The sequence below is a fragment of the Sulfuriferula sp. genome (assembly GCF_054605375.1).
This window is the reverse complement of the sequence record NZ_JBTSEG010000003.1, coordinates 175,031-201,548: the sequence shown is the minus strand read 5'-3', so window position 1 is coordinate 201,548 and position 26,518 is coordinate 175,031. Positions and strand designations below refer to the sequence as shown.

Sequence of the window (26,518 nt, the reverse complement as noted above, 5' to 3'; positions counted from 1 at the left end):
GATCAATCGCTGTGACCAGCCAGGTTCATCAATGCTTGGCTTGCCGTCGCTTCGATTTCCACCAGCAGATCATTGCGGCACACATCCGCCTGCAGGTAGACTGCATTTGGCTCAGTACCAATGATGCGTTTCAGTTCGGTGCGGATTTGCGTCAGATCCGCGCTATGACGTACATATACCTTGTAATGCATGGTGGCCAGATCGAACCCGGGTTGGCTGGCCTGACGGTTTGCCTGCGTCAATACGGCCTCGATATTTGCCATGGTTTCGCGAGTCTGTGCCAGGATATCGGTCGGGTGCAACGTTTCATGCCCCACAATACTGGCGGTTCCGGATACGAACAAGACTTCGTCCTGTTCTAGCCGTACCAGACTGGCACGCGAAAACGTCGGACTGCGCGGGCCATATTGCTCAGGGTATTGATAGGCGCTCATCTGGCGCGGATTTTCTATACTCAGCGGCGCTGCACGTCCGGCCATGAACGCAATAGCCAATGGCCCCTGAGCAGAACCCAGGGCACAGGCGGCGGGGACATTTCCCACTACATCGCGTCCATGGGCCAGGAAAGCATCCTGACGCCCCAGATTGAACTGACGATAGCGTTCCAGTCCAAAGCTGTGGGTGTTGATATCTGCAATGTAATTCCAGAAACGGAACAGATAGGGGTAGTGAAGCCTATCAAGCAAGTTGAATATCTGACGGTAGGCTGATTCCGTGGCTTGTTGCAGCGGCGTCTTGGCAGGGTCGGGCGTAAACATTTTTTCGGGCAATTCGATCACACCGAACAACACGGCATCATCATGGCGATAACGGATTGCGCCACTTTTTCCTTCAGTCAGCGGGCTGTTGCTGTGCCACACCTCGCAAACAGAATCACCGGTACCCAGCCTTTGCATGGGCACACGCATGCATGGGATTCCCATATCGATTTGTATCGGACACTCCTCTGCATCTGCGGAAAAACACAGCGCGCCCAACACACTGTTTTTCCATTGTGGTGATTGCTTCAGGAATGCTGCGATGGACAGGCTGGCACTATGCAGGGGCGATACAGTATTGCGCATCAGCTCACCGTTGCACCAGCTTCATCCACCGGACGGATATTGCGTTTACGCATCCGCCACGCCTTCAAGGTACGCCTGAAATTGAGCAGGGATGCCGTGTAATACAGCCCCTTGAAGATCAGCAACGGGCCGTGAATCGGGGTCTTGCCAAACACATCGCCGGCCAGTATCGAGAGCAGCGCCTCTTTGACGCGGAAAATATTGCGCGGCCCCATGAACATATCGCGCATGGTGGGATTGGTTACCCGGTAAATAAACCAGGAAAATACTTTTGGCCCGGTCCGCATGGCCCGGTCGAATCTCTTGAAGGCCGCTGAAGCCTGTTCAGGGTGCCGCAGGCAGGTGTCGACGGTTTCTGCGCCGACAAAAGCGCTTTGCATGGCCAGCATCACCCCTGAAGAAAAAACCGGGTCGATGAACGTATAGGCATCTCCCAGCAACAAATAATTGCTGCCGTGGGTATGGTCGCAGGCGTAGGAAAAATTGCCGGTAGCTTCCACTGGTGATGACAATTGCGCGTGCTGCAGTTTCTCGCTCAGCGGCGCGCACAGGGCAATGGTTTCCTGCAAAAACTGTTCGAGCGGTTTTTTGTTACGGGTTTTCAGATAATACGGCCAGGTCACCGCACCGACGCTGGTCGTGCCGTCAGCCAGCGGAATGAACCAGAACCAGCCATGCTCGAACCAGAAAATGGTGATATTGCCGGCAGCCTTGCCCGTGTTGCGTTCGGCGCCCGTAAAGTGAGCGTAAATTGCGGTGCTGTTATGCTTTTCGTTGCGCTGTTTGGCTTTGAGGCGATTGCCGAGAAAGGTGTCGCGGCCTGAAGCATCAAGCACAAAACGCGCATGCACAGTTTCAGTGTGCCCATCATCGTGGCGGCCTTGCACCAGGGCACCCTCATTGCCGGGAAGAAAGTCGACGTTCTGCACCTGGCAGCCTTCAACAACGCGAGCATTTTTAAAGCTGGCATTGCGGATCAGGATTTCATCAAATTCGGCACGACGCACCTGATAAGCCATGGGCATGGATTTGTCCATGGCATCGGCGAATTCGAATGTCTGCTTGTGGTCATGCCAGGGCGAGACGAATTCCGCGCCCCATTTTTCCATGCCGATGGCCTTCACCGCATCGGCCACGCCCAGCTTTTCCAGCAGCGGCAAATTGGCAGGCAGGAGTGATTCACCGATATGGAAACGCGGATGGTGCGCTTTTTCCAGCAGCGTCACACGGTGGCCGCGCTCGGCCAGCAGCGCAGCGGCTGTCGAGCCTGCCGGACCACCGCCGATGACCAGGACATCACAGTCCGAAGTGCAATCGGCAGTTGCTGTGGAAGAAGTTTTCATGGAATGAGATGGCTTGTATTCATCTCCCGAATTGTATCGCATCGCTTCACCAATTATATGAATTTGTCATGCTCAAAAATTCACATTCATGCACTTGATTTTATATTAAATATCAGTAGTGTCCGGTTAAAAACCGAACAAATTTAGTTGGTTAGTAAAATCGGTCTGATCCGAGACTTGCCCACCGCCTGCAAAGGCTTGTGATAGCGGGGTTTTCTCAAAGGCAGACACCGAAAGAGCCTGTAGCAAAGTATAGAGCGAGGCATCCAATTGAAGCTTCTTTTTAACAATGGCAATCAGCACGTAAGTGGCGACGGTGCATCAGATCTGCGTCTTCACCGCATTCTCGCTGTTGCCGATGAAACGCTTGATGCGCAGATGCTGCTTGATCCACTTGAAGAACAATTCGACTTGCCAGTGGCTCTTGTAAAGCGCAGCGATGGTCAGTGCGGGCAAGGCGGTATTGTTGGTCATGAACACCAGCGTTTGGCCTGTTTCCGGGTCTTTAAATGGATGCGCCGCAACTGATTGGGATAGTCCTGCGAGATGTAGAACCCGTTCAGCGCGATGCGCTGGTCGCAGATGATGCCCGTGTTCCGATCAGTTGGCATCGAAATAGCTGCCGCCGTCCCCGCAGCCGAACAAGCGATGATTGCAGCGTTCAGGCATACCAGCTCAGGCCGCTGTGCTCAACAATCTGCAGCAAGCTTGATTCGCAAGTGCTCCTGAGTAGTTTTGTCCTATATTGAAGTTAATCAAATACCTTGTCTGGAGACATCGCATGTGGAATCAAATGATGAATAATGGTTCGGGTTGGATGGGGGTAGGCATGGCATTGTTTGGAGTGCTAGTAGTTTCCGGTATTGTGATTCTGGTTAAAGCGCTGCTCAGCGCAGCCGCGCCTTCTGTGACATCCCCGGAGAACGGGAGCGACCTCCTTAAGGCACGCTATGCACGCGGTGAAATCGGAGCGGAGGAATTCGCGCAAAAGAAACATGATTTAAAGCAGTAGATATTTGAATCTGGACACACAACGGGAGGATACATTGATTGTTGAAAGGAGTATTCATGGAAAAGCAAGACACCCCTTCCTCACGCCGGGCGTGGCTTAGAAAAGTAATCTTTCTTTCCGTGACTGTAACTGCCTTGCCAAAACTTGCACTCGGCGACAGCAAAGCGGCTAAGGCAAGCAAAATAGCGGTGCATTATCAGAATTATCCCATGCAAGGAAAAATGTGTGGGATGTGCCGGTATTTTATTCCACCAGGCGAAACCTCTCCGGGCAAAGGCATGATGGGTGCTGGCATGTCTGCCATGAAAGATTGCCAGAATGGCTCATGCCAGGTGGTTGATGGACAGATCAGCGCGATGGCTTACTGCATTATGTATACGCCAATTCCGGCATAAGCACATTGGGAAAGCTCGGGTGGAGGCAAGCTTCTTCACGCAACCAGTTCCGGAATGAAGGCAAAGTAAGCATTCAACATATAAACACCGGAAAGGATTAACAATACCGCACCGACTATCTCGAATATATGCTGGGAGTGTCGCAACGATTTCAAGCTCTCCAGCCAGCCGATTGCCCAAGCGCCCAATATGATTGGAACAGCGCGCCCCAGGGCAAAGGCCAGCAGCAAAGTGGCGCCAAATAATGGGGAACCGATCCCGGTCGCCACGCCCAGCAGAATAATGAGGACAGGTGTGCAAAACGGGCATATCGCCACTGAAAACGGGACCCCCAATGCGAATGCACCCCAACCGCTTGTAGCACGTTTGGCCCGGAAGGTGATGCTTGGAAAAGGAAGCTTGATCCATCCAGGCCACATCAAACCCAGCACTATCAATAGGGGACCCAGTACCAGTCCCCATTCACGCCCCATGATTTTTTGCACCCATTGTCCACCCAGGCCGGCGATAAATCCCATCAGCACGTGCGTCACAATCAGACCAAGAATGAACATGCCGCCAAACAGAACAGCTTTTTTGGTCTCGTGCGCCTTGGTGACATAGGCGAGTGACACGGGAATTGCCGCGAGTGCAACCGGGTTGAAGCTGAAAATAAACCCCGCCGTGAACCCTACCCCTAACGATGCCAGGCTAGCCTGTTCGAGCGTGCTGCGTAATGTTTCCAGGTCCATTTCAAACTCCTGTTTGCCAAATCAGCAGTGCACTACCCCATAACAATAGGGCAGTAATATAGGGGCTCAGACTGGCAACTTTGGCAAGGAATACGCGATGTTCCGCACTGAGTCCATGTGTGCTGTCCCACAGCGTAGGCAGGGTAAACATCACTGCAAACAGCAGACCTGCCAATATTGCGATAGCCGGTTGTTGTGTGAGGGCAGACAGGATACCGACAATGAGCACCAGCGGCAGGGTACACGCCGGCAATGTCAGACCTAATTTCAATCCTTGAGGCAGTTCCTCATGCTGGGGAAACAGTCGATAAAGCTCGATATGGGGTACTGGCAGATAAATTTTCCGTGTAATCAGATAGACGAAGCCAATTAAACCAAGTATCAGTTCCGCCATGTGAGAAGAAAGTTCTGCTAAACCGATGATGGCAGCAAGGCTGAATATGACCACCAGTAAAAATGCCCGAGACAGGATAAGTTGACCCAATATCAGCCATCTTTTCCTTGCGGTGTTCTGGCTGGTACGTACGGCAAACAGGGTATGTGTTGCAATCGTGCAGGGCTCGAAAAAAGACAAGAACCCCAACACTGCCGCAGCCAGCAACAGAATGTTATTCATCGCAACCACCTGTCCATTCGCTGGCCCGCCACCCAATAATTGTTCATGCCAGCCACTTGTTCAATGCACTCTGCAATTTTTTGGTGCTGGGTAATGATGAAAATACCAATTCCCCATTAATTGCAATGGAAGGCGAAGACATGACGCCCAGTTCCACCGCATAATCCATTTCTTCCAGAATATCGACCTCGCGCCAGGTGATCTGGCCCCGTCCCATTTCGTCTACCATCGCTTTAAGCATATTTTTAGCTTGCGTACATTTACCGCAACCCGGTGACGAAAACACTTCTACCTTAATCATGGCCTCACTCCTTTTGAACGGCGATCCAGGCTGTTTTCCAGTGCTGCGAGAATCGGGCATTCCACCAATGGTCTGGTTTCGTCATCGCAAATAGTAATCAGCTCGCCAAGGGCTTGCGACATCAGCTGCAAGGCTTTGATTTTGTGTTCCAGATACAGTTTTTTCTCAATCGCAACACTGCGCACATCGTTGCAGCAAGCGCTGTTCTCACGCTTGAGCTTCAAAAGATCGTTAATATTCGACAGGGTGAATCCGCACTGTTGAGCATGTTTGATGAAACGAATACGCTGCAAGGCGTTGTCGTTATAAAGCCGATAACCTGCGGCGGTTTTGGATACCGGCGTGATCAAGCCTTCTTTTTCGTAGTAACGCAGCGTGTCGGCGCTGACGCCCATTTGTTTGGCCACTTTACCGATGGTGTACATGAGACTCTCCATTCCCTGTAGCCAATATAAACCTTGGAGCAGACACCAAGGTCAAGCCATGGCTAAGCCGCAATTCCATGCGGCTTCCTTGTGTCTTAACCAATTATTTGGCGGGCGTTATCTTGGTAATGACATACTGCCCTTTGTTGCCCTCGGATAGTTCGAAGTCGACATGCTGTCCCGGTTTTAGCATTGCCAGGTCCTGTTTGTCGCTAACCTTGAAACTCATGGTCATCCTGGGCCAGTTGAGGCTGCGTATTGCTTCATGGGACAGGTTTACCTTGGCTTCTTTTATATCCACGCTGTTTACTATGCCTTTGGCTTTATGCACTTTGCCAGCGGTGGTTTGAGGTGCATCCATCTTCATGCCGGCCATATTGGGTTTATCGGCGGCAACAGCTGGCATCGCGATCAATGCGACCAATGCAACGGGAACGAGTATGAAATGCAGTTTTTTCATGATGATTTCCTTTTGAGTGAATGAATTTTAAAACCCAAGCGCTTCATTTCCTTCTTTCTACAACAGCTACAGCAGTACAACAAACATGCACGAACATCCCCATCCGGATCAAGGCTTGCTGCGGCGACGGCGCATCAGACTGTATGCCGCAGGGATGACGAACAGCGACAACAGCGGTGCGGTCACCATCCCGCCCAGCATGGGCGCGGCGATACGGCTCATGATCTCGCTACCCGTGCCGGTAGCCAGAAGTATGGGCAACAGGCCGGCTATGATGACTGCCACCGTCATGGCTTTGGGACGTATGCGCAATACCGCGCCTTCGCGGATTGCATCGAGCAGCCCGGCGTCATCGCCTTGCCCTGCCTCACGCCGGGCATCCCAGGCATTCTTCAGGTAGAGCAGCATGATTACGCCGAATTCGGCAGATACGCCGGCCAGCGCGATGAACCCCACGCCGGTTGCGACCGACAGGTTATAGCCCATCAGGTAGAGAAACCACAGACCACCAGTGAGTGCAAACGGCAACGTGACCATGATTAAGCTGGCTTCATCAAAACGCTTGAAGATGAAATAAAGCAGCACAAAGATGATCAGCAAAGTCGCCGGCACCACCAGCTTGAGGCGTGCGTTGGCGCGTTCCAGATACTCGAACTGGCCGCTGTATGCCACGCTCATGCCGGGTTCCAGCTTGACCTGGCGTGCCACCGCCTGGCGCAGATCGGCCACGGTTGAGGCCAGGTCGCGGCCCTTGACGTCCACATAGACCCAGCCGGTGGGGCGCGCATTTTCGCTCTTGAGCATGGGCGGGCCGTCGCTGATACCGACTTTAGCCACGGTGCCCAGGGTGATTTGTTCACCGGTGGGAGTGAGGATGGGCAAACGCGTCAGCGCTTCGGGTGAGCTGCGCCAGGAACGATCGTAGCGCACATTGATCGGGAAACGTGCCAGCCCCTCCACTGTCTCGCCCACATTCTCGCCACCGATCAGACTCGCCACCACCGACTGCACGTCGTTCACATTCAAGCCATAGCGGGCAGCGGCGCGGCGATCAATGTCGACATTGATATAGCGCCCCCCAGTGAGACGTTCCGCCAATGCAGAACTGATCCCCGGCACGGTTTTGGCAACATGCTCAATTGCCTGGGTGACGCGGTCGATCTGCTCCAGATTGTTGCCCGCCACTTTCACCCCGATCGGGCTTTTAATGCCGGTGGCGAGCATGTCGATGCGATTGCGGATGGGCGGTACCCATAAATTGGTCAGTCCCGGCACCTGGACTGCTTTATCCAGCGCCTTGACCAGCAATGCAGGGGTCATGCCGGGACGCCATTGATCGCGCGGCTTGAACTGGATGGTGGTCTCGAACATTTCCATCGGCGCCGGATCGGTCGCGGTTTCGGCCCGGCCAGCCTTGCCGAATACGCTTGCGACTTCGGGCACGGATTTGATCATGCGGTCAGTCTGCTGCAACAGCTGCGTGGCTTTCTGTACGGATAAGCCAGGCAGTGCAGTCGGCATATACAACAGGTCGCCTTCGTCCATGGCTGGCAAAAACTCGCCGCCCAGCTGGCTCACCGGCCAGGCGCTGGTGAGGAAGACCAGAAATGCAATCAGCAAGGTCAATTTGGGCCGGCGCAGCACCGCATTCAGCGCTGGCCGGTAAAGACCGATGAGCAGGCGGTTGAGCGGGTTGCTGCGCTCGTCGGGAATGCGCCCGCGTATCCAGTATCCCATCAGCACCGGCACCAGCGTGACCGACAGACCAGCCGCGGCCGCCATGGCGTAGCTCTTGGTAAAGGCCAGCGGGCCGAACAGCCGCCCCTCCTGCGCCTCCAGCGTGAACACCGGAATAAACGAAAGGGTAATCACCAGCAGGCTGAAAAACAGCGCCGGACCGACTTCAACGGCAGCTGCAGTAATCACTTGCCAGTGCGCCTCGCCCTGTAGCGTTTCGCCCGGATGCGTATGCTGCCAGGCTTCGATCTTCTTGTGCGCGTTCTCGATCATCACCACGGCAGCGTCGACCATCGCACCGATGGCGATGGCAATACCGCCCAGCGACATGATGTTGGCGTTAATCCCCTGATGGCGCATGACGATAAAGGCGATCAGCACCCCCAGCGGCAACGACACGATGGCCACCAGCGAGGAGCGCAGATGCCAGAGGAATATCACGCACACCAGCGCGACGACAATGAATTCCTCGATCAGCTTGTGGCTGAGGTTCTCCACTGCGCTGTCGATGAGCTGGCTGCGATCATAGGTGGGAACGATTTCCACCCCCGGCGGCAGGCTTTTTTTCAGTTCCGCCAGTTTGGCCTTGACTGCCGCGATGGTGGTGCGCGCGTTTTTACCGGAGCGCAAGATCACCACGCCACCGACGACTTCGCCCTGCCCGTCGAGTTCGGCAACGCCGCGGCGCATTTCCGGTCCGAGCTGGATATGCGCCACTTCGCCCAGGGTGACCGGCACGCCGCCCTGCCCGACTTTCAGCGGAATTTCGCGGAAGTCATCCAGCGTTTTCAGATAACCAGAGGCCCGTACCATGTATTCGGATTCCGACATGTCCACCACGCCGCCGCCGGTTTCCTGATTCGCGTTGCGGATGGCTTTGATGACCTGTTCGTGCGTCACGCCGAAGCTGGCCAGTTTCACCGGATCGAGCACCACCTGATACTGCTTGACCATGCCGCCGATGGTCGCGACCTCGGCAACGTTGGGCAGGCTTTTCAGTTCGTATTTGAGAAACCAGTCCTGCAGGGCGCGTAGCTGGGCGAGATCATGCTGGCCGGTGCGATCCACCAGCGCATATTCGTAAATCCAGCCCACGCCGGTCGCGTCAGGGCCGAGCGACGGCTTGGCGCCAGCCGGCAGCTTGCCCTGTAACTGGCTGAGATATTCGAGCACCCGCGAGCGCGCCCAGTACAGATCGGTACCATCCTCGAACAGCACATAGACGAAGGAGTCGCCGAAAAACGAATAGCCGCGTACCGTCTTCGCGCCGGGTACCGACATCATCGTGGTCGCCAGCGGATAGGTCACCTGGTTTTCCACGATCTGCGGCGCCTGTCCCGCGTAAGGCGTGCGGATAATTACCTGCACATCGGATAAATCCGGCAGCGCGTCGATGGGCGTGCTCATCACCGCCCACACTCCCCATGCTGTGGCGAACAGGGTCGCCAGCAGCACCAGGAAGCGGTTGTTGACCGACCATTCGATGACGCGCCGGATCATTTGGCGCCTCCGTTTTTCTCGAGGCGTTCGATCACCAGGCCGCTATCGGTTTGGCGCACGCCGACGCGTACCTTGTCGCCCACTTTGAATCCATGGATCAGGTGCGTGTTCGCCAGCGGAAAGCGCATGGTCATGGCGGGCATGTTGAGCGTCTTGAACGGACCGCTGTCAATGGTGACTTTGCTCTTGCCGATGCCGACAATACGGCCTTCTGCCTCGTGCAGCGCCACGGGTGTTGGCGCCTGGGGTGGCGCTGGTGCCGGTGCAGCGTCAGCACTGGTGTCAGGGGCGTCGGCAGCGGCGAAAATACCCTGCAGGCTGGCATCCGAATCGATCAGGAACTGGCCGGAGGTGACCACCTTCTGGCCTTCACTCAAACCGCTCAGCACCGCTGTTTGCCCGCCTGCCTCGGCACCGGTTTGTACTTCCACCGGCCGGTAATGGCCGCCGCTTTCGGCCACCATGACCATGGCGCCCTTGCCGGTACGGATAATCGCCTCGGTCGGTACCAGCAGCACACTTTGCTGATTGCTGTCCGCCAGTTGCACCTGTGCAGTCAGCCCCGGGCGCAGATGACCATGTTTATTCGGCAGCTCGACCCGCACCTTCAGAGTGCGGGTATCGAGGTTGGCCTCCGGCAGGATATCCGTCACGCGTCCCTGGATAACTTCACCCGGCAGTGCCGGCAGCCGTGCCTGCGCGCTTTGTCCGACCCTTATCTGCTGGGCCAGCGCCTCGGGCACCGCCACATCGAGCCAGACCGTGCCCAGGCCATTCACCTTGGCCAAGGTCTGGCCGCTGGTCACCGTCATGCCGGCGCGCACATCGAGTTCGCGGATCACGCCACTCATCGGGAAGCTCACGGTCACCACCGGATGCGGGACGCCGCTGCGCTCCACCTGCTGGATCAGTTGGGACGGCATACCCAGCACTTGCATGCGTTGCCGTGCAGCGTCCATCAGTCCCGCATCGCCGCTTTTTTTCAGCGCCAGAAATTCCTGTTGCGCACCACTCCATTCCGGCACCAGCAGGCTGACCAGCGGGCTGCCCGCTGCGACCACGTCACCCGGCGCCCGTGCGAATACCCGCTCCACGAACCCCGCCGCGCGCGCCTGCACAATGGACACATCGCGCTCGTTGAAAGCCAGAACACCGGTGGCTTCCAGCTTCGGCGTCAAACTGCCCCGGGTGACGCTGGCGGTGCGCATGCCCAGGTTTTGCACGACTCTCGGATCGATCTTGACCGACCCAGCCTCCGCTTTATTGCCACTGTCATCGGCATATTTCGGTATCAGCGCCATGTCCATGAACGGCGATTTACCCGGCTTGTCGAAATGCTGCTGGGGTACCATCGGGTCATACCAGTACAGCGGCTTGCGCTCGGCCTGGGCTGGCGAAGACGCAGTTTTTGCCGGGCTTGGGCTTATTTGGGCATGGTTTGCCCACCAGTAGCCACCTGCTGCACCGACGGCCAAAAGTACCAGCGTCAGCACGGCCAGTTTCAGGTATTTTGCATTCATTATTTATGCTCCCCGTAGGCATAGTGGAGGCGTGCGGCGACCAGTGCGCGCTGGCCTTCAAGATCGATGGCCTTGAGGCGGGCATCGATCCATTCGCTGCGTGCGGCAATCACCGTTGCCAGATCGGTTTGGCCGCCACGGTAGGCCGCTAGCGCCAATTGGACCTTCTCCTGCGCCAGTGGCATCAGGCTATCGTGCTGGCGTTGCACGGCACGGTCGAGTTGCCGGTAGGCAGCCAGGTCGGTCGCCAGCATCTGTGCGTGCTCGCGCAGAGTGTTTTCGCGCTCCGCGTCAATGCGGATCAGCTCTGCACGTTTGGCGGCAATTTGTGGATCCTGGCGGCGTGCGGCAAACACCGGCAAGTCAAAGGTGAACTGGATGGAGGCCATGTTGCTGAAATCCGGGCCGCGCTGCTGGTAGGCGAGCTCCACTGCCCAGTCGGGTTTTTTCGTGGATTCGGCCTCGCGCACTTCGGCTTCGGCCTGATTCGTCTTCGAGTCATAAACGGCGAGTTCGGGGTGGCGATGCAGATGGTCTGCGAGCGTGGTTGGCATAATCGGCCAGGTCGGCGCTTCGCCTGCCAGCGGTTCTCCTCCCTCCGGACCTATCCAGCGCTTGAGGGCGGCTTCGGCATCGCTGCGTTCGCGCTCCAGCTGGTCGTGGCGATCCGCCAGTGCAGCCGCTTCCTGGCGTGGCAGGATAGCGTCCATTGCCAGGCCGCGGCCGGCGGCAATGCGGGAACGCACCGCCTCCGCCAGCAACCGGTTTTCGCGATATAACTCGTCGAACAATGCCAGCTTGCGTTCCACGGTGTAGCGGGCAATCCAGGCCAGTGCGACTTCGCGCCGCACCTTGAGCCGTTCGATGCTGCGCTCGGCGACGGCCACCGCTATGCTGCTCTGCGCCACGTCGACACGTGCCTGACGCTTGTCTGAATTGGGCACTTCCTGACTGACCCCGATGCGCCGCATGGTCATGAAATCACGGTTGAGGTTAAAGCGATCCGGTCCATTGATGGGTAAATTGTCGATACCGAGCATCAGTTTCGGGTCGGGCAGTTCTCCGGCAGGAATGGCGGCCTGTCGCGCCGCTTCGATCCGAGCGTTGTCCACGGCTAGCGAAGGCGCGGTACGCTCGGCCAGTTGCAGGGCCTTTTCAAAACTCAGGGGTGCGGCGACGGCGGGCACAGCAATAATTGCCACGGTAATAGCCAGCACATTTCGCCGCCATGCAGGCAACAGGAATGTATTCATGCTCAAAACTCCCAGGATGAGCGCGCTCATAAGCGCACAGCCCCTCACACCAGGTGAGGGAACAACCAGATCAGAGAATCAGAGCAAGCGCGGCGGACGCCAGACGCCGGATGCGTCGGAGGAAATGATGCGGGTAGATAATGGTGGCAAGGATAGCCACTGGGGTAAGGCGAAAGGAACAAATTTCACGGACAGCGCCGGAAATGGATTGGCCGTTTTGCACATTTGTGCACATTGGTTTTGGTCGCATTTGCCTGGTGTACTGTGCTTGTCTCCGCTATCGTTGCAGTGGCAGCAACATGACTGATCATTCGACATCGAAGCCATATTCTGATCTTGCGACATGGGGCAGGAGCAAGAGGGAAGCACAGCCGCCAGCGCCGCATAGCCGTTTAACGGCAATGTGAGGCTAAAAAGCAGAATAAGCAGCTGGCGTAGCACTTTCATAACCGGATCATATTAGCTTTATGGCCTTTTGCGCAAATACCTGGCATTCAATATGCAATTATTCAAGCCGCTTGACCCGTTTGTCACCCGCGCATCAGCGTCTCAGTTTGCCTCCAGCATACGCTTGAGGCGCGTTTCGTTCATGCCTCCCAGATGCACCTGACGTATCGTATTGTCTTCCACCAAAACGAAACTGGGCGTAGCAGCTATCCCGAACGCCCGTGCCAGGACCATGGATTGCGCCACATCCACCTTCACCAGATTGCGATGCGTTTGCTGCAATCGAGCGACCAGCGGTGCCATGGCCCGGCACGGCCCACAATTCTCGGCAAAGAAATAATAAACACGGCGGCGTTCACTGGCGGCGATCCCATCCACGCTACTGGTATCGGGCGCGGCAATGCCCACAATGCGCCGGGCGCGCCAGTAAGCCGACAATTGCAGCGCCAATACGAGGCCAACAAATATGACGAAGCCTATGAATACCAGGGTTTGCATGGAGTCTCACCGCAGGAATGACAACGAAACCAAAGGTACAGATAAGTCGAATCTGCCTTTGGTTCCTTACTGATTGAGTACTGTGCTTATTTACCCGCCCGTTTCCAGTCCTATGAAAGCGACCATGCTATGTGAGGTATCCGCCGCAACGGTTACGCGCGCATCACCCGCATTGACCGTTTCTACACATAGCATTTCCTGATACTCGCCCGCAGCCATATCAGCAAAACCTTTCTCTTTTTCTGTCCAGGGATTCCACACCACTGTGGAAGTACTGCCCGATTTTGCTACACGAATTTTTCGATTCAGTTTTGCGTCATCAATCACGCAATCGGTAATGGTGTCGATATATACGCGATCGGTTTCACCATTGAAACTGACTGCTCCGATTTGAGTGTCACAGGCGAAATCCCGTACTTTATCCAGATACTCGGTATTTTCCAGACCCAGTACCTGCGTTTGATGGATGTTCCCTACATGAAAATAAGTATGCAATCCTTCGTTGATCTCAAATGCTGTCGCGCCCTTATTACGCGTCACCAGTTCCATCTTGAGCGCCGCCCCCACGGTGACAATCAGTTCCAGGTCAAAAGCGTAATTCCACAGCGCGCGCGTGGATTCGTCATCTTTCATGCCGAACCGGATAAATACGCTGTCGGCCATGCCCTGGCCGGTTTCGCGCACTTCCCACATGCGCGTGCGCACAAAACCATGCGCGGGCTTGCCCGCCTCACCCGCGCCGAACCACGGCCAGCATACCGGTACGCCACCGCGCACGCCTTTGCCTGGTTGATACACCGCAGCGCGGCTCACCCACAGCACCGGCAGCTGCCCGCTTGGCTGCCATTCCAGTACTTGCGCACCCTGTACTGCAATGCGTGCGCTTGCATGCGGCGTGGTAATTTCGACTACCGGCAACCCCGCTGCGGCATCGACAAATTCAAGCTTGCCGGCAATGGCAAACTGCTGGTTGAGCATATCGGTGTGTTGTTGCATAACAAGCTCCATACGTAGATGAGGAATATCGGCGTCGGGAAATTCCGCGCCAACGGGTTGAAAACCGAAGCGGGCATAAAATCCTGCGGCATGGGTCTGTGCATTCAGATACAGCCAGCCCATGTTCTTATGACGTGCGGCATCCAGCACGGCATTCAGCAATGCCTGCCCCACGCCTTTTCTGCGCCAGGCAGACAGTACCGCCATGCGCCCAATGTGGCCATTGGCAAGCAATCGCGTGCAGCCGATCACCTTGCCATCATCGAATGCAATAAAGTGTGTTGCGACAGCATCCAGCCCATCCCATTCCAGCGCTTCCGGTACGCCCTGCTCCTCGATAAAAACGGTGCGGCGCAGGCTTGCCAGTGTGTCGGATTGTTGCGCCCAGCTTACCGTTTCGACATGCAGGATCATGCGGCTTCTATCCTTTCTGCGGCTTCTTCCTGCTGCATTGCCCACAACCGCGCATACACACCGTTTTGCGCCAGCAACTCGCGATGGCTGCCGCGCTCCACGATTTCGCCCTGCTCCATCACCAATATTTGATCTGCGTCGATGATGGTGGAAAGACGGTGGGCAATGGTCAGCGTGGTGCGCGATTTGGCGATTTCCTTGAGTTCGGCCTGGATAATTTTTTCGGTGGTCGTGTCGAGTGCGGAAGTGGCTTCGTCCAGGATCAGGATGGCCGGATTTTTGAGCAAGGTACGCGCAATCGCCACGCGCTGCTTTTCACCTCCCGAGAGTTTGAGGCCACGTTCACCCACGGTCGTTTCCCAGCCTTTGGGCAAGGATTCGATAAAATGCAGAATGTGGGCAGCGCGCGCAGCCACGACAATTTCTTCTCGACTAGCCTCGGGGCGACCGTAAGCGATGTTGTAGTAGATGCTGTCGTTGAACAGCACGGTATCCTGCGGCACGATGCCAATGGCAGCTCGCAGGCTATGCTGGGTGACTGAGCGGATATCCTGACCGTCAATGCTGATGCACCCATCCGTTACATCGTAGAAGCGGAACAGCAGACGCGCCAGCGTGGATTTTCCGGCACCGCTGGTTCCGACCACAGCAACATTATGTCCTGCCGGAATGTCAAAGCTCACGCCATGCAGGATACTGCGGTCAGCATCGTAGCCGAAATGGACATTTTCAAAACGTACCACGCTGCCCTGGCGTTTCAAGGGTATCGCTTCCGGCACATCCTGGATTTCACGGTTGACATGCAACAATTTGAATAAACGCTCGATATCAGTCAGGGACTGTTTGATTTCACGGTACATGACACCCAGAAAATTCAGCGGAATGAACATCTGGATCAGAAATGCATTGATCATCACCAGATCGCCGATAGTCAGCTGGCCTGCAACCACTCCGCTGGAAGCCCGCAACAACATGATCGTCACGCCGCTGGCAATAATCGTCGCTTGCGCCGCATTCAGGAAACCCAGCGAGGTCTGACTTTTGATGGCCATTTTTTCCCAGCGTTGCAGGCTGGCATCATAGCGCCGCGCTTCGAAAGCCTCATTGCCGAAATACTTTACCGTTTCGTAATTGAGCAGACTGTCGATCGCCTTGGTATTGGCCTGCGAATCGAGTTCGTTCATTTCCCGGCGGATATGGGTACGCCATTCGGTGATGGTAATGGTCAATGCGATATACACGACTAACACCGCCAGCGTGATGGCAGCGAACACCCAGTCAAATTTGGCAAACAGGATTCCCGCCACCAGCCCGATTTCAATCAGTGTGGGCAGGATGGAAAACAGGGTAAAGTGGATCAGCGAGGAAATACCGCGTGCACCGCGCTCAATATCGCGCGATACCCCACCGGTCTGGCGTTCCAGGTGAAAACGCAGTGATAAATTATGCAGATGGCGAAACACCTCCAGCCCAACCCGGCGGATGGCATGCTGAGTCACTTTGGCAAACACAATGTCGCGTAAATCGGAGAACACCGTACTGGCCATGCGCAGTGCGCCATATGCCAGCAACAGCGCAACGGGTACCACCAGCATTGCTTTGGGCTGGTTAAGCGAATCCACTATGTGCTTCAATATCAGCGGCACGCTCACCACAGCCAGTTTGGCGCCAATCAAAAAACTCAGTGCAATGGCGACGCGCCATTTGTATTCCCAAAGATAGGGTAATAGCAAACGGATCGTACGCCAGTCGGCGGTGCCGGGCTGACCGCCATCAGAAGCGAAGCGACGCATGAGCAGTTCTCGATTAAAATAGGCAAAGTTATCACTATTCTATCGGCACCATGCACATTTACGGTATTTCCAATTGCACCACGGTCAGAAAAGCGCTCGCCTGGCTGGATGAACATCACCAGGTTTACGAATTTCATGATTTTAAAAAATCGGGTGTAAGCTTTGCATTACTGACAACTTGGGCGCAGCAAGTCGGCTGGGAAAAACTGCTTAACCGTCAGGGCATGACCTGGCGCCAACTGCCAGATACAGTCAAAACAAACATTACCACCCAGGAAGCCGCTTTTACGCTGATGATGGAAAAAACCAGTGTCATCAAGCGTCCCGTCCTGGAACATGCAGGTCGTATACTGGTAGGATTTAATCCGGCGGATTACGCTGCACTGGTGAATTCGGATGAAGTTCGTCAAACCTTGCCGGGTTGAGCGAACCCGCCAAGCGTTACCTGGTAACACTTGAATCAAAATCGATGCTACCTATTCCCATAAAGCCGCAAGCAGATAAATCACTATGACAGATACCCTCGCACTCGCCCAGCAGCTTATCTCGCGCCGCTCCAATACCCCTGACGACGCCGGTTGCCAGGATTTGATGCAAGCACGCCTGGCACCACTGGGTTTTCGTTTCGAGACCTTGACTTCAAACGGTGTCATTAATTTATGGGCGCGTCGCGGCGAGACCAGCCCGGTGGTGTGTTTTGCCGGACATACCGATGTGGTGCCCAGCGGGCCGCTCGATCAATGGCATTCGGATCCGTTTACCCCAACCATACGCGATGGCATTTTGTACGGACGCGGTGCGTCGGATATGAAAGCCTCCCTGGCCGCATTCGTGACATCAATCGAAGGGTTCGTCGCCCAACACCCCGACCATACCGGCTCGATTGCACTGCTGATCACCTCGGATGAAGAAGGCGTCGCCGCTGACGGCACCGTAAAAGTGGTGAAAATGCTGGCTGCGCGCGGCGAGAAAATTGATTGCTGTATTGTCGGCGAACCGACCTGTGTTTCGCAATTAGGCGATACCATCAAAAACGGCCGCCGGGGCTCACTGTCCGGCCGCCTTACAGTAAAAGGCATCCAGGGGCACATCGCATATCCGCATCTGGTGCGCAACCCCATTCATCAGGTAGCGCCCGCCATCGCCGAGCTGGCTGCGATTGAATGGGATAAAGGCAATGAATATTTCCCGCCGACCAGCTGGCAAATTTCCAATATTCACGGCGGCACAGGCGCAACCAACGTCGTGCCGGGCACGGTGGAAATTCGCTTCAACTTCCGCCATTCTACTGCCAGCACCAAGGACGACCTGAAGACACGTGTTCACGAAGTACTCGAACGGCATGCGCTGGAATACGATCTGGAATGGGAAGAATCGGGTAATCCCTATCTGACGCCACGCGGCAGCCTGGTGGAGGCGATCAGTATTGCAATCAAGGAGGTTACCGGACTGGACACCGAGCTTTCCACGACAGGCGGCACCTCGGACGGCCGCTTTATTGCGGATATCTGCGCCCAGGTTGTGGAATTCGGCCCGATGAATGCCAGCATCCACAAACTCAACGAAAATGTGCCGGTCGCTGCGCTGGAACCCTTGCGAGCCATCTATCAAAAAACTCTGGAAAACCTGCTGAGCAAATGAGTCACGATTATTTTCACGATACCGACGCATTGATCACCGTGCGCGACTGGCTACGTTTTGGCGTGAGCCGCATGAATGCGGCCAGTGTATTCTTTGGGCACGGCACAACAAATGCCTATGATGAAGCTGCTTATCTTATTCTGCATAGCCTGCACCTGCCGCTGGACAGACTGGATCCGTTTCTCGATGCCTGCCTCACCGAAGTGGAGCGCGAAGATTTAAAGCAGGTATTTGAAAAACGCGTAAAGCAGCGCATGCCGGCAGCCTATATCACGCATCAAGCCTGGCTAGGCGAATTCGAGTTTTATGTAGATGAACGGGTGATTATTCCGCGTTCGTTTATTGCCGAGCTTTTGCGCGAACAGCTATCTCCCTGGGTGGAATATCCGGAATCCGTGCACACAGGATTGGATATGTGCACAGGTTCTGGTTGCCTGGCCATTTTGATGGCACATGCCTTCCCTGATGCCGCGATTGATGCTGTGGACATATCCGCCGACGCACTGGCGGTAGCCGAGCGCAACATCAACGATTACCAGTTGCGTGCGCAAATACAGACGATTAAATCTGATTTATTCAATCAGCTTTCCGGCCGCACTTATGACGTGATCGTCAGCAACCCGCCCTACGTCAACGCGCCCAGCATGGCTATGTTACCTGCTGAGTATCGGGCAGAGCCTCAACTCGCACTGGCCAGCGGTGCTGATGGCCTGGAGCATATCCGTGCCATTCTTGCTACGGCACCTGATCACCTAAATCCGGGCGGTATCCTGATTGCCGAAATCGGCCATAATCGCGACGCGCTGGAGGAGGTGTTTCCGAATCTATCGTTCACCTGGCTGGATACCGGGGACAGTGATGAATATGTGTTTCTGGTGACAAGGGAACAGTTGCTGGGGGAATAAGGCAATCCAGCCAATCCTCCGTTACTTGACGATTTTCAAACTGGGCTTGGTCGGTTTTGGCGGTTCCGGTTCTGGTGGAATGGCTGTTTCGGTTTGTTTTTCTACCGCAAATCCCATACCTTCCCCATTTTCGCGGGCAAAAATACCGATCACGGCTGACATGGGAACGTGCAACTCGCGTGAAACCCCACCGAACCGGGCAGAAAACTGCACCCAGTCATTGTCCATGGTGAGATTGCGTGTCGCAGATGCGGACAAATTCAGTACGATCTGCCCATCCTTGACAAACTCCATCGGCACCCGCGTATTTTGATCCACGACCACCGAAAGATGCGGGGTAAAACCATTATCCACGCACCATTCGTAAATAGCTCGTATCAAATAGGGTTTGGTAGAGATCGATGCCATTTCCTTACTTACGCATGACTTTTTCGTTCGGTGTCAGCGCCTCGATAAATGCAGGCCGACTGAAGATTCGTTCTGCATATTTAAGCAGATTGGCGGCTTGGCGCGGTAGCTGGACATCATAGTGATCAAGACGCCACAATAAGGGCGCAATTGCTACGTCAAGCATGGAAAAGTCATCGTTCAGCATGTATTTCTGCTTGGCAAAAATCGGCGCAATCTGGGTCAGACTGTCGCGAACCATCGCACGCCCTTTTTCCGCCGCCTTTTGGCTACCGTGTTCAATTGCATGCACATGGCTGAAAAGATCCTGTTCAAAATTAAACAGGAACAACCGTGCGCGCGCACGCATGACAGGATCCGCCGGCATCAGTTGTGGATGCGGGAAACGCTCATCAATGTATTCATTGATGATATTGGCTTCGTACAAAATCAGATCGCGTTCAACCAATACCGGAACCCGGTTGTAGGGGTTCATCAGTGCCAGATCTTCAGGCTTGTTATGCAAGTCCACGTCGATGATTTCAAAATCCATGCCCTTTTCGAACAGCACGATGCGGCAGCGCTGGCTATAGGGACAGGTATTACCGGAATACAAAGTCATCATGATGCTTTACCCTGAAAATGACATGGCCGACGTAGTACCGCCGGCCGTGAGGAAACAATGATGGAAGTATGTTAAAACCTAGTGGATATCCTTCCAGAACTCTTTTTTCAGGTAGTAAGCCAGAATAAAGAATACACCCAGGAACAGTAACACCACTATCCCCAATTCCTGACGGGTCGTTTTGATTGGCTCGCCCATCCAGGTCAAATAATTGACCAGATCACCCACCATGGCATTGTATTCAATTGGCGTCATCTTGCCGGCTTTGACCAGTTCAAACTCTGGAGCAGCATGTTCATCATGAGGATCAGCACCTTTTTTGAGCACCTGCTCACCCTGCAAACTCCATAGAACATTCGGCATGCCTACCTTTTCAAACACCGTATTGTTCCAGCCAGTTGGGCGCGATGGATCAAGATAAAAACCACGCAGATAAGTATACAGCCAGTCAGGCGTGCGAGCTCGTGCCTCAACGGATAGATCCGGCGGTGCTGCACCAAACCACTCCTTGGCATTTTCAGGGCTCATGCTAATGCTCATGATATCGCCCACATTGGCAGCTGCGAACATCAGATTGTTCTTGATCTGATCTTTGGTCAGACCAATATCCTCCAAACGGGAATAACGCATGGCATTTGCACTGTGACAGCTCAGGCAGTAGTTGGTAAAAATGCGCGCTCCACGTTGCAGGGATGCGTAATCCTCGAGATTGACTGGCGCTTTATCCAGATGGACGCTCTCTTCCGAGCCAAAGGCAATCAGAGGCACAAACAATAGCGCTAACAGAAACTTCTTCATTATCCAGTTACCCTTTCTGGTTCAGGTTTGGTCTTGTCAATCTTGGTATACCAGGGCATCAACAGGAAGAAAGCAAAATAAACAACGCTAAATCCTCGTGCAAGATTAGTGGTAAGTACCGTTACGCCTTGAGTACCGAGATAACCTAGCGCAATAAAGCTGATCACAAACGATACCAGGAAGCCTTTATATAAGGTGCCGCGATAACGGATTGATTTTACTTTGGAACGATCCAGCCATGGCAGGAAGAACATGATGACCACCGATGCGCCCATTGCTACCACACCCAGAAATTTATCCGGCACGGCACGCAGAATGGCGTAGAACGGTGTGAAATACCACACTGGCTCAATATGCGGAGGCGTTTTCAATGGGTTTGCAGGAATGAAGTTATTTGCTTCAATGAACCAGCCACCCATAGTCGGCGCAAAGAAGACGATCGCCGAAAATATCATCAGAAACACCACCACCCCCATGATGTCCTTCACCGTGTAATACGGATGGAAGGGAATGCCATCAAGCGGAATGTGGGTGACAGGGTCTTTGTGCTTCTTGATTTCGATGCCGTCTGGGTTGTTCGAACCCACCTCGTGCAAGGCGATGATGTGAGCAGCGACCAGACCCACCAGTACCAGCGGCAAGGCAATCACATGGAAAGCAAAGAAACGGTTCAGCGTGGCATCGGACACCACGAAATCGCCGCGAATCCACAGAGACAGGTCATTACCGATAACCGGAATGGCGCCAAACAGCGAAATAATCACCTGCGCGCCCCAGTATGACATCTGGCCCCAAGGCAGCAAGTAGCCCATGAATGCTTCGGCCATCAGCGCCAGGTACAGGAACATGCCAAATACCCAGATCAGCTCACGCGGTTTGCGGTATGAGCCATACATCAGACCACGAAACATGTGCAGGTACACCACCACGAAGAACATCGATGCGCCGGTGGTGTGCATATAACGGATCAGCCAACCCCAGTCCACATCGCGCATGATGTACTCAACCGACAAGAACGCGAGCGCAGTATCCGGTTTGTAGTTCATGGTGAGGAAAATACCGGTGACAATCTGTAGTACCAATACCAACAGAGCCAGCGAGCCGAAGAAATACCAGAAATTGAAATTCTTCGGTGCATAATATTCGGACAAATGCGTTTTCCAGTTGGCAGTCAATGGAAAACGCGCATCAATCCAGCCAACAAATTTTTGCATGGTACTCATTCGTTACGCTCCTTTGCTGTCATCACCAACCAGAATCAGGTTGTCGTTGACAAATTTGTATGGTGGGATATCCATATTCAGAGGCGCCGGCACATCCTTGAACACCCGGGCTGCAAGGTCATACTTGGAACCGTGGCAAGGGCAGAGCCAGCCACCCGGCCAGTCCGCACCCAGGTCGGCAGCGCCGACTTCCTTACGAAAAGTCGGAGAGCAGCCAAGGTGGGTGCAGATACCAACCACGACCAGAAATTCGGGTTTGATGGAGCGCCATTCATTTTTGCAGTAAGCAGGCTGCTGAGGTTGCTCGGACTTAGGATCCAGCAGAAAAGAGTCATTTTTAGGCAGTCTGGCCAGCATTTCCTTGGTGCGGTTGACTACCCACACTGGTTTGCCCTGCCATGCGACTGCCAGCAACATCCCCGATTCCAGTTTGCTGATATCCACATCAACCGGCGCACCCGCTGCTTTTGCACGCTCGCTAGGCAGCATACTCATGACAAAAGGTACCATTACGGCGACACCCGCCACTCCGCCAACGGCAGTAGTAGCGGCGATAAGGAAGCGCCGTTTGCTACGATCCACTTGCTGATTGCTCATAAACGATCCCTGTTTAGGTGACTACGGACTTGCAAAAACCGCTATTTTACCCAAAAGCGGCTTGAAATATAAAGCCCCTGCCTGCATTTATGTGACAATTTAAATTATTGAACGTGAAATTACGGCTTTGTCTGTCCTGTATAATTTCCAATAATCTGTTTTAATCCATAGGTGTATTTTGATAATGCGGAAGTTTTGGCTGGTTTTTGCTCAAAGCACAACCATCGCACTCGGTGTGCTCTTTGTAGTTGTCATTTTCAGACCGGACTGGCTTACCTGGCGCAATAATACGCACAATGCGCCAGGCATTACTATTCGTAAAGTATCAGCACCCAGCATTGGTTCACAGGTTGACTCAATGAGTGCTGCGGCAAAAAAAGCCATTCCATCTGTAGTAAATGTTTTTACCAGCAAGGAAGTACGACTGCCCCGCAATCCGCTTGCGGATGACCCGATTTTTAAGCGCTTTTTTGGCGAACACCCCAATTCACGCTCGCAACGAGTCAACAGCCTCGGCTCAGGTGTGATCGTCAGCTCGAATGGTTATATCCTGACCAATCACCATGTAGTCGAAGCTGCGGATGAAATTCAGGTCGCACTGCATGATGGGCGTACAGTGTTGGCCAAGGTAGTGGGATCCGATCCAGACACAGACCTGGCAGTGCTCAAAGTCAATCTTACCGGACTGCCCGCCATCAGTTTCGCCCAGCCGGATAAAGGCAATGTGGGTGATTTCGTTCTTGCCATCGGCGATCCGTTCGGTGTCGGACAGACAGTCACGATGGGCATTATCAGCGCACTGGAACGCACCCACCTTGGCATTAACACATTTGAAAACTTCATCCAGACCGATGCAGCCATCAATCCCGGCAATTCAGGCGGCGCGCTCGTCAATGCACAAGGCGATCTGATCGGCATCAATAGTGCCATTTATACGCGTACCGGCGGTTCCCAGGGCATTGGTTTTGCCATTCCGGTCAGCCTGGTTGTCCAGATCATGGATCAGATTATCACGCACGGGTCGGTGACGCGCGGCTGGATTGGTGTTGAAGTTCAGGATTTGACGCCCGAACTGGCTGAATCATTCAAATTACCGAGCACTGATGGCGCACTCATCGCCGGGATACTTAAAGGAGGGCCTGCGGATTTGGCTGGTATCAAACCAGGGGATATCTTGATTGACGTCAATGGCAAACTCATCAAGGATTCTACTTCACTGCTGCAGTTGATTGCCGCACAAACGCCCGGTCAACTCGCCAAGTTGAAATTACTGCGCAGAACGAAAGAAATCGTTGCCACCGTCAAAATCAATAAACGCCCGAGAATTGAGCAGCCTGTCGATGACGGCGGGTAGAGATTCGGACAACAACAGACTCCAACCAGTTGAAGAAGCTGTATACACTCATTTTTAAAGTGCGTTACGCCATTCCTGATCTTCCGAATCGAACAACCGATTGGATTCCTGTGGCCCCCAACTGCCTGCACGATAGGTGTGAATGAAATCGCGTTCCTGAGCCCAATACTTGAGTATGGGATCGACCACGCGCCACGCCCATTCGACCTCATCAAAACGGATAAACAGTGTGCGGTCTCCTTCGATCACATCAAGCAGTAGTGTTTCGTAGGCATCCAGCGGTGCCTCATGAGTCTGCCGATAGCTGGCATTGAGCTGCATCATGCGTGTATCCATATCCAGGCCAGGCTGTTTGACCTGTATTTCCATGCGCATACTCTCTTCCGGCTGGATAGAAAGCACGATCCAGTTCGGGTCTATGGTTTCTAAAGGAGTTTCACGAAACAGTTGTTGGGGAGGATGCCGAAAACGTAATGCGATCATGGATGTCTGATCAGCAAGCCGCTTACCCGTGCGCAGATAAAACGGCACACCACGCCAGCGCCAGTTATCGATATAGAACTTGGCTGCGACAAATGTTTCGGTAATGCTATTGGATTCCACTCCCGGCTCCTGCTGGTAGCCTTGAACAGTCTCCCCTTCAATTGCACCAGGCGCGTATTGCGCCCGGAAAGCATGGGCATGAACGGAGCGCTTGGGTATGGGGCGAATGGAGCGCAATACTTTGACTTTTTCGTCGCGCAACGCATCCGCTTCGAGTGCTGGCGGTGGCTCCATCGCCACCACGGTAAGCAATTGCATCAAGTGGTTTTGCAGCATATCCCGCAAAGCACCCGCTTTGTCGTAATAATCAGCGCGGTTTTCGATACCCACCGTTTCCGCCACGGTGATCTGCACATGGTCGATAAAATTACGATTCCATAATGGCTCGATAAGCGTATTGGCGAAGCGGAACACCAACAGATTCTGGACCGTTTCTTTACCCAGGTAGTGATCGATGCGAAAAATTTGCTGCTCGTCAAAATGACGATGCAATAATTCGTTGAGATACTGGGCGGATTCAATATCCTCGCCAAAGGGCTTTTCAACCACGATGCGATGCATTCCGCGCGGCGTGCTGAGGCCGGATTTATCCAGATTCTTGATGACCGAAGAAAAATCGGTTGGTTTGATTGCCAGGTAGAAAATTACGTTGGAGCATACGCCTGCCTTGGGTTTTCCCAAATCCTCCTTGAGCCGCCGGTAGGATTCCACATCACCCAACTCACCCTGCAGATAATTGAAGCGCGCCACAAAACGTGCGCAAACGTCCTCATCGCCACGATCCTGGATTTTGTCATGCAGGAGCTCCATGACATGCTCGCGCCATATTTTATCGTCCCATTCGCGTCGTCCGAAAGCAATGAAGGTGAGGTTTTCAGGTAAACGTTTAGCCTGTTCCAGCCGGTATAATGCAGGAATCAACTTGTTTGAAGCGAGGTTGCCGGTCGCGCCAAAGATAACAAAATTACACGGATACATTATGGAGTCGCTCATGCTTCGCTCTCCTTCACCGCATGACCGCCAAATCCGTTACGCATCATCGCCAGCAACTTGTTTGCATAGTCGCCCTGCCCCTGTGACGCAAATCGCATCATCAACGCCATAGACATGACCGGTGCCGGCGTCCCCTGTTCGACAGATTCGAGCACAGTCCAGCGCCCTTCACCGGAGTCGGCAACGTAAGGTTGAATATCATCCAGAGCTTGATCACTTTGCAGGAATTCTGCAGCCAGATCCAGTAACCACGAGCGCACCACACTGCCATGACGCCACATTTCGGCAACGGCAGCCAGATCAATATCGAATTCGGATTTACCTTTCATCAACGCCAGACCTTCGGCCAATGCCTGCATCATTCCGTATTCGATGCCATTGTGTACCATTTTGACAAAATGCCCGCTGCCGGCAACACCACAATGGAGCCAGCCGGCATCAGGGGCCGGAGCAAGTATTTTGATATAGGGCTCTGCTGCAGAAAGCGCCGCCGCCCCCCCTCCTACCATCAACGCATAGCCGTTTTGCAATCCCCATATACCCCCGGAGACGCCTGCATCCATAAAATGCATACCTGCCTGCATCAACTCTGCCGCATGGCGCTGGGAGTCCTTGTAAAAAGCATTGGCACCGTCCACCACCGTGTCTCCGGGGGACAATAGCGGCAAAAGGGTCTGCAACGCCTGATCCGTTGCCGATCCTGCCGGCAGCATCAACCAGATTAACCGGGGGCTGGGAAGCCCGGCAACCAGTTCGCCCAAAGAACGCTGCGCCTGTACATTGGCATTTTCCTGCGCCAGATCGAGTGCAACTTCGGGACTGCGATTCCAGGCATGGACTACCACCCCTCCTCGCGCCAAGCGTCGGGCCATATTGGCACCCATTTTCCCTAATCCCAGCATACCAATCCGCTTCATTCGCTTTTCTCCGATATTGTCGACACCATC

The 26,518-nt window shown here is 54.2% G+C and carries 26 protein-coding genes and 1 pseudogene; 6 read left to right on the top strand and 21 right to left on the bottom strand.

Translation table 11 applies throughout. From position 1 onward, the window contains the following. Positions 1-2 precede the first annotated feature (2 nt). The 3 genes and pseudogenes from ACYCZJ_RS03720 to ACYCZJ_RS03710 form a co-directional block, all read right to left on the bottom strand. The gene (locus ACYCZJ_RS03720) at positions 3-1,064 is read right to left on the bottom strand and encodes a chorismate transformation enzyme, FkbO/Hyg5 family (RefSeq protein ID WP_461552874.1); all 1,062 of its coding nucleotides are present in this window, start codon (positions 1,062-1,064) and stop codon (positions 3-5) included. After that, a complete protein-coding gene (locus ACYCZJ_RS03715; RefSeq protein WP_461552873.1) occupies positions 1,064-2,407 on the bottom strand; it encodes an NAD(P)/FAD-dependent oxidoreductase in 1,344 nt (447 codons plus the stop codon). The genes ACYCZJ_RS03720 and ACYCZJ_RS03715 overlap by 1 nt, the downstream gene beginning before the upstream one ends. 126 nt (positions 2,408-2,533) lie before the next feature. Beyond that, positions 2,534-3,021 (bottom strand): annotated as a pseudogene (locus tag ACYCZJ_RS03710) (transposase); the annotation flags it as partial. Positions 3,022-3,188: 167 nt separating this feature from the next. Here ACYCZJ_RS03710 and ACYCZJ_RS03705 point away from each other — a divergent pair. Together ACYCZJ_RS03705 and ACYCZJ_RS03700 are read left to right on the top strand one after the other, a co-directional pair. Beyond that, positions 3,189-3,419, top strand: a complete 231-nt coding sequence (locus tag ACYCZJ_RS03705) for an SHOCT domain-containing protein (protein WP_461552872.1) — start codon at positions 3,189-3,191, stop codon at positions 3,417-3,419. Positions 3,420-3,475: 56 nt separating this feature from the next. After that, on the top strand, positions 3,476-3,814 hold the full coding sequence (locus tag ACYCZJ_RS03700) for a hypothetical protein (RefSeq protein WP_461552871.1): 339 nt from the start codon (positions 3,476-3,478) through the stop codon (positions 3,812-3,814). 35 nt (positions 3,815-3,849) lie between these two features. Here ACYCZJ_RS03700 and ACYCZJ_RS03695 read toward each other — a convergent pair whose 3' ends face one another. The 11 genes from ACYCZJ_RS03695 to ACYCZJ_RS03645 form a co-directional block, all read right to left on the bottom strand. After that, entirely contained in the window at positions 3,850-4,545 is a 696-nt protein-coding gene (locus tag ACYCZJ_RS03695) for a cytochrome c biogenesis CcdA family protein (protein ID WP_461552870.1), read from the bottom strand. A gap of 1 nt (position 4,546) precedes the next feature. Then, positions 4,547-5,161 (bottom strand): hypothetical protein, encoded by a 615-nt coding sequence (locus ACYCZJ_RS03690; RefSeq protein WP_461552869.1) that lies wholly within the window; start codon positions 5,159-5,161, stop codon positions 4,547-4,549. A gap of 43 nt (positions 5,162-5,204) precedes the next feature. Further along, positions 5,205-5,462 carry a glutaredoxin family protein gene (locus ACYCZJ_RS03685; protein ID WP_461552868.1) on the bottom strand — a complete coding sequence of 86 codons (258 nt, stop codon included), beginning with the start codon at positions 5,460-5,462 and terminating at the stop codon, positions 5,205-5,207. Further along, complete coding sequence (locus ACYCZJ_RS03680; RefSeq protein WP_461552867.1) at positions 5,459-5,887, bottom strand: heavy metal-responsive transcriptional regulator; 429 nt, start codon at positions 5,885-5,887, stop codon at positions 5,459-5,461. The genes ACYCZJ_RS03685 and ACYCZJ_RS03680 overlap by 4 nt, the downstream gene beginning before the upstream one ends. 103 nt (positions 5,888-5,990) lie before the next feature. Beyond that, on the bottom strand, positions 5,991-6,347 hold the full coding sequence (locus ACYCZJ_RS03675; RefSeq protein ID WP_461552866.1) for a copper-binding protein: 357 nt from the start codon (positions 6,345-6,347) through the stop codon (positions 5,991-5,993). 108 nt (positions 6,348-6,455) lie between these two features. Further along, a complete protein-coding gene (locus tag ACYCZJ_RS03670) occupies positions 6,456-9,584 on the bottom strand; it encodes an efflux RND transporter permease subunit (RefSeq protein ID WP_461552865.1) in 3,129 nt (1,042 codons plus the stop codon). Next, the gene (locus ACYCZJ_RS03665; protein ID WP_461552864.1) at positions 9,581-11,104 is read right to left on the bottom strand and encodes an efflux RND transporter periplasmic adaptor subunit; all 1,524 of its coding nucleotides are present in this window, start codon (positions 11,102-11,104) and stop codon (positions 9,581-9,583) included. The genes ACYCZJ_RS03670 and ACYCZJ_RS03665 overlap by 4 nt, the downstream gene beginning before the upstream one ends. Then, positions 11,104-12,357: a TolC family protein gene (locus tag ACYCZJ_RS03660; protein WP_461552863.1), complete on the bottom strand. Its 1,254-nt coding sequence runs from the start codon at positions 12,355-12,357 to the stop codon at positions 11,104-11,106. Before ACYCZJ_RS03660 ends, ACYCZJ_RS03665 begins: the two co-directional genes overlap by 1 nt. Positions 12,358-12,906: 549 nt before the next feature. After that, positions 12,907-13,302: a thioredoxin family protein gene (locus tag ACYCZJ_RS03655; protein WP_461552862.1), complete on the bottom strand. Its 396-nt coding sequence runs from the start codon at positions 13,300-13,302 to the stop codon at positions 12,907-12,909. A 90-nt stretch (positions 13,303-13,392) separates the two neighbouring features. Continuing rightward, the gene (locus tag ACYCZJ_RS03650; RefSeq protein WP_461552861.1) at positions 13,393-14,712 is read right to left on the bottom strand and encodes an aldose epimerase family protein; all 1,320 of its coding nucleotides are present in this window, start codon (positions 14,710-14,712) and stop codon (positions 13,393-13,395) included. Then, complete coding sequence (locus ACYCZJ_RS03645) at positions 14,709-16,505, bottom strand: ABCB family ABC transporter ATP-binding protein/permease (protein WP_461552860.1); 1,797 nt, start codon at positions 16,503-16,505, stop codon at positions 14,709-14,711. The genes ACYCZJ_RS03650 and ACYCZJ_RS03645 overlap by 4 nt, the downstream gene beginning before the upstream one ends. A 50-nt stretch (positions 16,506-16,555) precedes the next feature. Between ACYCZJ_RS03645 and ACYCZJ_RS03640 the strand changes: the two genes are divergently transcribed. From ACYCZJ_RS03640 to prmB, 3 genes are all read left to right on the top strand, one after another. Then, positions 16,556-16,930, top strand: coding sequence for an arsenate reductase (locus tag ACYCZJ_RS03640; RefSeq protein WP_461552859.1), 375 nt, complete (start codon positions 16,556-16,558; stop codon positions 16,928-16,930). An 85-nt stretch (positions 16,931-17,015) separates the two neighbouring features. After that, positions 17,016-18,146: a succinyl-diaminopimelate desuccinylase gene (dapE, locus tag ACYCZJ_RS03635; RefSeq protein WP_461552858.1), complete on the top strand. Its 1,131-nt coding sequence runs from the start codon at positions 17,016-17,018 to the stop codon at positions 18,144-18,146. Further along, positions 18,143-19,051, top strand: coding sequence for a 50S ribosomal protein L3 N(5)-glutamine methyltransferase (gene prmB, locus ACYCZJ_RS03630; protein ID WP_461552857.1), 909 nt, complete (start codon positions 18,143-18,145; stop codon positions 19,049-19,051). Before dapE ends, prmB begins: the two co-directional genes overlap by 4 nt. Before the next feature lie 21 nt (positions 19,052-19,072). Here prmB and ACYCZJ_RS03625 read toward each other — a convergent pair whose 3' ends face one another. The 5 genes from ACYCZJ_RS03625 to petA form a co-directional block, all read right to left on the bottom strand. Next, a complete protein-coding gene (locus tag ACYCZJ_RS03625) occupies positions 19,073-19,459 on the bottom strand; it encodes a ClpXP protease specificity-enhancing factor (RefSeq protein ID WP_461552856.1) in 387 nt (128 codons plus the stop codon). 4 nt (positions 19,460-19,463) lie between these two features. Further along, positions 19,464-20,063, bottom strand: coding sequence for a glutathione S-transferase N-terminal domain-containing protein (locus tag ACYCZJ_RS03620; RefSeq protein WP_461552855.1), 600 nt, complete (start codon positions 20,061-20,063; stop codon positions 19,464-19,466). 78 nt (positions 20,064-20,141) lie between these two features. Further along, a complete protein-coding gene (locus ACYCZJ_RS03615) occupies positions 20,142-20,861 on the bottom strand; it encodes a cytochrome c1 (protein WP_461552854.1) in 720 nt (239 codons plus the stop codon). After that, positions 20,861-22,084: a cytochrome b gene (locus ACYCZJ_RS03610; RefSeq protein ID WP_461552853.1), complete on the bottom strand. Its 1,224-nt coding sequence runs from the start codon at positions 22,082-22,084 to the stop codon at positions 20,861-20,863. Before ACYCZJ_RS03610 ends, ACYCZJ_RS03615 begins: the two co-directional genes overlap by 1 nt. 3 nt (positions 22,085-22,087) lie before the next feature. Continuing rightward, positions 22,088-22,681, bottom strand: a complete 594-nt coding sequence (gene petA / locus ACYCZJ_RS03605) for a ubiquinol-cytochrome c reductase iron-sulfur subunit (RefSeq protein WP_461552852.1) — start codon at positions 22,679-22,681, stop codon at positions 22,088-22,090. 184 nt (positions 22,682-22,865) lie between these two features. Between petA and ACYCZJ_RS03600 the strand changes: the two genes are divergently transcribed. Beyond that, positions 22,866-24,035 (top strand): trypsin-like peptidase domain-containing protein, encoded by a 1,170-nt coding sequence (locus ACYCZJ_RS03600; RefSeq protein WP_461552851.1) that lies wholly within the window; start codon positions 22,866-22,868, stop codon positions 24,033-24,035. 54 nt (positions 24,036-24,089) lie between these two features. On the opposite strand, the gene zwf is transcribed toward ACYCZJ_RS03600, so the two are convergent. Continuing rightward, the gene (gene zwf, locus ACYCZJ_RS03595) at positions 24,090-25,571 is read right to left on the bottom strand and encodes a glucose-6-phosphate dehydrogenase (protein WP_461552850.1); all 1,482 of its coding nucleotides are present in this window, start codon (positions 25,569-25,571) and stop codon (positions 24,090-24,092) included. Further along, the gene (gene gnd, locus ACYCZJ_RS03590; protein WP_461552849.1) at positions 25,568-26,488 is read right to left on the bottom strand and encodes a phosphogluconate dehydrogenase (NAD(+)-dependent, decarboxylating); all 921 of its coding nucleotides are present in this window, start codon (positions 26,486-26,488) and stop codon (positions 25,568-25,570) included. The genes zwf and gnd overlap by 4 nt, the downstream gene beginning before the upstream one ends. Positions 26,489-26,518 lie beyond the last annotated feature (30 nt).

Bases quoted from the DNA above. Each gene is read 5' to 3' on its own strand.
- ACYCZJ_RS03720 (WP_461552874.1), bottom strand. From the start codon at position 1,064: ATGCGCAATACTGTATCGCCCCTGCATAGTGCCAGCCTGTCCATCGCA.
- ACYCZJ_RS03715 (WP_461552873.1), bottom strand. From the start codon at position 2,407: ATGAAAACTTCTTCCACAGCAACTGCCGATTGCACTTCGGACTGTGAT.
- ACYCZJ_RS03705 (WP_461552872.1), top strand. From the start codon at position 3,189: ATGTGGAATCAAATGATGAATAATGGTTCGGGTTGGATGGGGGTAGGC.
- ACYCZJ_RS03700 (WP_461552871.1), top strand. From the start codon at position 3,476: ATGGAAAAGCAAGACACCCCTTCCTCACGCCGGGCGTGGCTTAGAAAA.
- ACYCZJ_RS03695 (WP_461552870.1), bottom strand. From the start codon at position 4,545: ATGGACCTGGAAACATTACGCAGCACGCTCGAACAGGCTAGCCTGGCA.
- ACYCZJ_RS03690 (WP_461552869.1), bottom strand. From the start codon at position 5,161: ATGAATAACATTCTGTTGCTGGCTGCGGCAGTGTTGGGGTTCTTGTCT.
- ACYCZJ_RS03685 (WP_461552868.1), bottom strand. From the start codon at position 5,462: ATGATTAAGGTAGAAGTGTTTTCGTCACCGGGTTGCGGTAAATGTACG.
- ACYCZJ_RS03680 (WP_461552867.1), bottom strand. From the start codon at position 5,887: ATGTACACCATCGGTAAAGTGGCCAAACAAATGGGCGTCAGCGCCGAC.
- ACYCZJ_RS03675 (WP_461552866.1), bottom strand. From the start codon at position 6,347: ATGAAAAAACTGCATTTCATACTCGTTCCCGTTGCATTGGTCGCATTG.
- ACYCZJ_RS03670 (WP_461552865.1), bottom strand. From the start codon at position 9,584: ATGATCCGGCGCGTCATCGAATGGTCGGTCAACAACCGCTTCCTGGTG.
- ACYCZJ_RS03665 (WP_461552864.1), bottom strand. From the start codon at position 11,104: ATGAATGCAAAATACCTGAAACTGGCCGTGCTGACGCTGGTACTTTTG.
- ACYCZJ_RS03660 (WP_461552863.1), bottom strand. From the start codon at position 12,357: ATGAATACATTCCTGTTGCCTGCATGGCGGCGAAATGTGCTGGCTATT.
- ACYCZJ_RS03655 (WP_461552862.1), bottom strand. From the start codon at position 13,302: ATGCAAACCCTGGTATTCATAGGCTTCGTCATATTTGTTGGCCTCGTA.
- ACYCZJ_RS03650 (WP_461552861.1), bottom strand. From the start codon at position 14,712: ATGATCCTGCATGTCGAAACGGTAAGCTGGGCGCAACAATCCGACACA.
- ACYCZJ_RS03645 (WP_461552860.1), bottom strand. From the start codon at position 16,505: ATGCGTCGCTTCGCTTCTGATGGCGGTCAGCCCGGCACCGCCGACTGG.
- ACYCZJ_RS03640 (WP_461552859.1), top strand. From the start codon at position 16,556: ATGCACATTTACGGTATTTCCAATTGCACCACGGTCAGAAAAGCGCTC.
- dapE (WP_461552858.1), top strand. From the start codon at position 17,016: ATGACAGATACCCTCGCACTCGCCCAGCAGCTTATCTCGCGCCGCTCC.
- prmB (WP_461552857.1), top strand. From the start codon at position 18,143: ATGAGTCACGATTATTTTCACGATACCGACGCATTGATCACCGTGCGC.
- ACYCZJ_RS03625 (WP_461552856.1), bottom strand. From the start codon at position 19,459: ATGGCATCGATCTCTACCAAACCCTATTTGATACGAGCTATTTACGAA.
- ACYCZJ_RS03620 (WP_461552855.1), bottom strand. From the start codon at position 20,063: ATGATGACTTTGTATTCCGGTAATACCTGTCCCTATAGCCAGCGCTGC.
- ACYCZJ_RS03615 (WP_461552854.1), bottom strand. From the start codon at position 20,861: ATGAAGAAGTTTCTGTTAGCGCTATTGTTTGTGCCTCTGATTGCCTTT.
- ACYCZJ_RS03610 (WP_461552853.1), bottom strand. From the start codon at position 22,084: ATGAGTACCATGCAAAAATTTGTTGGCTGGATTGATGCGCGTTTTCCA.
- petA (WP_461552852.1), bottom strand. From the start codon at position 22,681: ATGAGCAATCAGCAAGTGGATCGTAGCAAACGGCGCTTCCTTATCGCC.
- ACYCZJ_RS03600 (WP_461552851.1), top strand. From the start codon at position 22,866: ATGCGGAAGTTTTGGCTGGTTTTTGCTCAAAGCACAACCATCGCACTC.
- zwf (WP_461552850.1), bottom strand. From the start codon at position 25,571: ATGAGCGACTCCATAATGTATCCGTGTAATTTTGTTATCTTTGGCGCG.
- gnd (WP_461552849.1), bottom strand. From the start codon at position 26,488: ATGAAGCGGATTGGTATGCTGGGATTAGGGAAAATGGGTGCCAATATG.